This is a genomic window from Flavobacterium sp., assembly GCF_036405015.1.
Classification (GTDB): Bacteria; Bacteroidota; Bacteroidia; order Flavobacteriales; family Flavobacteriaceae; genus Flavobacterium.
The window spans coordinates 1-5,054 of sequence record NZ_DASWYK010000052.1 but is presented as its reverse complement, the minus strand read 5'-3'; the positions used below and the strand labels follow the sequence as shown (position 1 = coordinate 5,054).

The 5,054-nt window shown below is 34.1% G+C and carries 4 protein-coding genes; 3 read left to right on the top strand and 1 reads right to left on the bottom strand.

Annotation, left to right across the window (positions count from 1 at the left end):
* From secA to VGE71_RS04250, 3 genes are all read left to right on the top strand, one after another.
* Nucleotides 1–2,640: preprotein translocase subunit SecA (gene secA / locus VGE71_RS04260; RefSeq protein WP_331137186.1), on the top strand; the 2,640-nt coding region annotated here is incomplete at its 5' end.
* A gap of 282 nt (nt 2,641–2,922) precedes the next feature.
* A complete protein-coding gene (locus VGE71_RS04255) occupies nt 2,923–3,489 on the top strand; it encodes a DUF2306 domain-containing protein (protein WP_331137185.1) in 567 nt (188 codons plus the stop codon).
* A complete protein-coding gene (locus VGE71_RS04250; protein ID WP_331137184.1) occupies nt 3,486–4,397 on the top strand; it encodes a YARHG domain-containing protein in 912 nt (303 codons plus the stop codon). Before VGE71_RS04255 ends, VGE71_RS04250 begins: the two co-directional genes overlap by 4 nt.
* An 85-nt stretch (nt 4,398–4,482) precedes the next feature.
* On the opposite strand, the gene VGE71_RS04245 is transcribed toward VGE71_RS04250, so the two are convergent.
* The coding region (locus VGE71_RS04245) for an RNA methyltransferase (RefSeq protein ID WP_331137183.1) at nt 4,483–5,054 on the bottom strand (572 nt) is incomplete at its 5' end.

Sequence of the window (5,054 nt, the reverse complement as noted above, 5' to 3'; positions counted from 1 at the left end):
TTATTCGAATTCCACGGTTTATCTGTAGATTGTATCGATAATCACCAACCAAGTACAGAACAAAGAAAGAAAGCTTATGATGCTGATATCACTTACGGAACGAACAATGAGTTTGGTTTCGATTACTTAAGAGATAATATGGCGCATTCTCCAAGCGATTTAGTTCAGAGAAAACACAATTTTGCTATTGTCGACGAGGTTGACTCGGTATTAATTGATGACGCTAGAACTCCACTTATCATTTCTGGACCAGTTCCACAAGGAGATCGTCACGAATTCAACGAATTGAAACCAAAAATCGAAAACTTAGTTGCACAACAACGTCAGTTAGCGAATGGTTTCTTAGCTGAAGCTAAAAAATTAATCAAAGAAGGTAATACTAAAGACGGAGGTTTCTTATTATTAAGAGCTTACAGAAGTTTACCTAAAAATAAGGCATTAATTAAATTTTTAAGTGAAGAAGGAATTAAACAATTGCTTCAAAAAACTGAAAATCAATACATGCAGGATAACAATCGCGAAATGCACAAAGTTGACGAAGCTTTGTATTTTGTGATTGAAGAGAAAAACAATCAAGTAGAATTGACAGACAACGGTATCAAATACCTTTCTGGAGATACTGATGCAGATTTCTTCGTTTTACCAGACATTGGAACAGAAATCGCTGCGATTGAAAAACAAAAATTAGACAAAGACGCTGAAGCTGAAGCAAAAGAAAGATTATTCCAAGATTTTGGTGTAAAAAGCGAGCGTATCCATACTTTAACTCAACTTTTAAAAGCGTATGCTTTATTCGAAAAAGATGTTGAGTACGTGATCATGGACAATAAAATTATGATTGTCGATGAGCAAACAGGTCGTATCATGGATGGTCGTCGTTACTCTGACGGTCTTCACCAAGCGATCGAAGCTAAAGAAAACGTAAAAATCGAAGCTGCAACGCAAACTTTTGCAACTGTTACATTACAGAACTATTTCAGAATGTACAGCAAATTAGCAGGTATGACTGGTACAGCGGTTACAGAAGCTGGAGAGTTATGGCAGATTTACAAATTGGACGTTGTTGAAATTCCAACAAACCGTGGAATTGCAAGAATTGACAAAGAAGATTATATCTACAAAACAACACGTGAGAAATTCAACGCCGTAATCGAAGACGTTACTGAATTATCACAAGCTGGAAGACCAGTATTGATTGGAACAACTTCTGTAGAGATTTCAGAATTATTAAGCCGTATGCTTAAAATGAGAGGAATCACACACAACGTATTGAATGCTAAAATGCACAAGCAAGAAGCACAAATCGTTGAAGAAGCTGGTAAAGCTGGAGTTGTAACAATTGCAACAAACATGGCTGGTCGTGGTACCGATATTAAATTATCTCCAGAAGTTAAAGCTGCAGGAGGTTTAGCAATCGTTGGTACGGAGCGTCACGATTCTCGTCGTGTAGACAGACAGTTACGTGGTCGTTCTGGTCGTCAGGGAGACCCAGGAAGTTCTCAATTCTATGTTTCTCTTGAAGATAACTTAATGCGTTTATTCGGTTCTGAAAGAGTTGCGAAAGTAATGGACAGAATGGGATTAAAAGAAGGTGAAGTTATTCAGCATTCAATGATGACTAAATCTATCGAACGTGCTCAGAAAAAAGTAGAAGAAAACAACTTTGGTGTTCGTAAACGTTTATTAGAATATGATGACGTAATGAACTCGCAGCGTGAAGTAGTTTACAAACGTCGTCGTCACGCATTGTTCGGAGAGCGTTTGAAACTTGATATCGCGAATATGCTTTATGATACTTGCGAATTAATTGTAAGCAACAATAAAGTAGCAAATGATTTTAAAGGATACGAATTTGATTTAATTCGTTATTTCGGAATCACTTCTCCAATCTCTGAAGCAGATTTCTTAAAATTATCTGATATCGAAGTTACTGGAAAAGTATACAAAGAAGCTTTAGCATTTTATACAGAGAAAACAGAAAGAAGTGCAAGAGAAGCTTTCCCAATTATCAAAGGAGTTTTTGAAGAGCCAAACAATCATTTCGAAAGAATTGTAGTTCCATTTACAGACGGAATCAAAACTTTAAATGTGGTTACTGACTTGCAAAAAGCTTACGATAGCGAAGGAGCTCAATTAATTGCTGATTTCGAGAAAAACATCACACTTTCGATTGTGGATGAGGCTTGGAAAAAACACTTACGCAAAATGGACGAATTGAAACAATCTGTTCAATTAGCAGTTCACGAGCAAAAAGATCCATTGCTTATTTACAAATTAGAAGCTTTCAACTTATTTAGAGGAATGTTGGACAATGTTAACAAAGAAGTTATTTCATTCTTATTCAAAGGTGATTTACCTGCTCAAAACACTCCTGAAATCCACGAAGCAAGAGAAGTTGTTCGTCCAAAAGAAAATTTACAATTAAGTAAAGACGAAATCCCTAACAGCGAAAGCATGAACCGTGAAGCTGGAGAAACACAACAGCGTCATGTTACAGAAACAATTGTTAGAGACACACCAAAAATCAACAGAAACGATACTGTTACAGTTCAAGAAGTTGCTACTGGTAAAACAGAAACAATGAAATTCAAAAAAGCAGAAGCTTTAATCGCTGCTGGAACTTGGGTTTTGGTTAACTAAAAAATTACAGCCAAAGTTCTAGTATCAGTTTTACTGCTATTTTAAACAGAATTGGCAAAAAATAATTCCCTGATTGCTTTAAATAGTAATCAGGGATTTTTTTTAGGAACATTTTTCTTTAACACAATAAATCTTAACAATCTTGTTTTTGGTATAATTTGTGAAAAGCTTTTTTCTATACATTTGTTTAGAAATAAAATCGAATAAGAACCATTGAAAAAATATCTGAAATTTTCTCTGCCACTACTTCTCACAATATGTTTTGGCGTTTTCTTTATTTTGATGGCTCAAATTACTTTGCGATACATTCCGTTTAAAACCGATGTTGCTTTTCTTCAAATTAAACAAACAGAAGTATCAGGAATACCACTTTACATCATTTTCTTCTATATTCATGTTTATTCTGCAATCTTCGTTTTACTTGCCGGATTTACGCAATTCAATTCTTATTTATTAAAAAAAAGACCAACTATACATAGGAACATTGGAAGATTATATGTTTTCACCATATTATTTTTTAGTGCTCCATCGGGACTATTTATCGGTGTTTTTGCAAACGGTGGATTTTATTCTCAAATATCTTTTGTCACGTTGTCTATCCTTTGGTTTTATTTTACACTAAAAGGTTTTACTTCTATAAAAAATCAAAACATTACGCAACACAAAGCTTTTATGATGCGCAGTTTTGCTCTTACTTTTTCAGCCATAACATTACGACTTTGGAAAATTATTCTTGTAAATCTGTTTCATCCGGCACCAATGGATGTTTATCAGATTATCGCTTGGCTTGGCTGGCTTCCTAATTTAATAATCATAGAATATTATTTATATAAGCAATCAAAAAAATGAAAAAACTAGTTTATTTATTCGCTGTGGTTTTATTGTTTTCTTGCAATTCTAAAGAGAAAAAAGCAGAAAATAAAAAAGAAATAGCACAGTCTGAAGAGTTGCGAACTGATTTGTACGGATCTTGGGTCGGTGATTTTATTATTGCAGAACGCGATGAATCGAAACCCGAAAAAGAAAGATATCGTAATACAATTAATATTGTAATTAAAAAAATTACCTCAACAGAGGTGATTGGACAAAGCATCGTAGCAGGAAACAACAGACCGCTTAAAGGTGTTATGACAAAAAGAGGAGATACCTATCATTTTACACTCAAAGAACCTGGAGATGACAAAAATGACGGTGTTTTTAATTTTGATGTAGTAAACGATACGTTAATCTCTGGAATATGGAAAGCTTACAATCCTAAAAAAGAAGTTACGAAAAGAAAATTCGAGTTGGTTAAAAAGGAATTCAAATACGACCCAAATGTAATGCTTCCTAATGAGGATTTATATGTTGATTTTGAAAACCCAAAAGAGGAAAAAATAAGTTCTCCATCAAACGAAGAAAATACAGCCGAAGATACCCTATCTAATGAAGAAGACGAAAATTATAGTTCAACTCTTTACAGAATGGCCTCTCAAGAAATTTTTAAAATCAATTCATCAACACAAAAGCTCGAAGAATCTGATGTTAAAAACCTAAAAAAACTTGATTTAGAAATTCTTAGAAACACCATTTACGCCAGACACGGACTTTCATTTAAAACCAGAACAGTCCGTCAGTTTTTTGATGGTGTCGAATGGTACATTCCCATCTCAACCAACGTTGCCGATAAATTGACAAAAATCGAACAACAAAATATTGTTTTATTAAAACGTTTTGAAAAATACGCAGAAGATAATTACCATACTTTTGGTAGATAATTTTTTTTTAAGCTTCTAAGGTTCTGAGACACTAAGGTTCTAAGTTTTTTTTGCTTAGTATCTCAGAAACTTAGAAACTTAGAATCTAATTTCTTGGATTATCCTGATAATATCGCGCTTCGATTCGTTTAATATCTTTAATAGAGTTTTTAGCCCAGTCTAAACGTTTTACGAGAATTTCCTCGTCTGTAAGTTTCCAGTTAACATCGGATCTGCGAAGTCTGTTGGTTAAATTTTGAATGATAATTGCAGCTGATACTGAAATATTAAGACTTTCGGTAAAACCAACCATCGGAATTTTTAAGAAACCATCGGCGTTGTCCATAATTTCTTGTGATAATCCTTCTTTTTCTGTTCCGAAAAACAAAGCGCTTGGTTTTGTAATATCAAAATCTTCCAACATACAATCCTTTTCATGAGGAGTTGTCGCAATAATTTGATAACCTTTACTTTTTAAATCAGAAAGACATCCTGAAACTGAGTCAAATCGGTTAATATCAACCCATTTCTGTGCGCCTAAAGCAATTTCCTTATCGATTCTTTTTCCGAAACGTTGTTCGATGACATTTAATTCCTGAATCCCGAAAACTTCACAGCTTCGCATTACAGCACTTGTATTGTGCATTTGGTAAACATCTTCCACAGCAACTGTAAAAT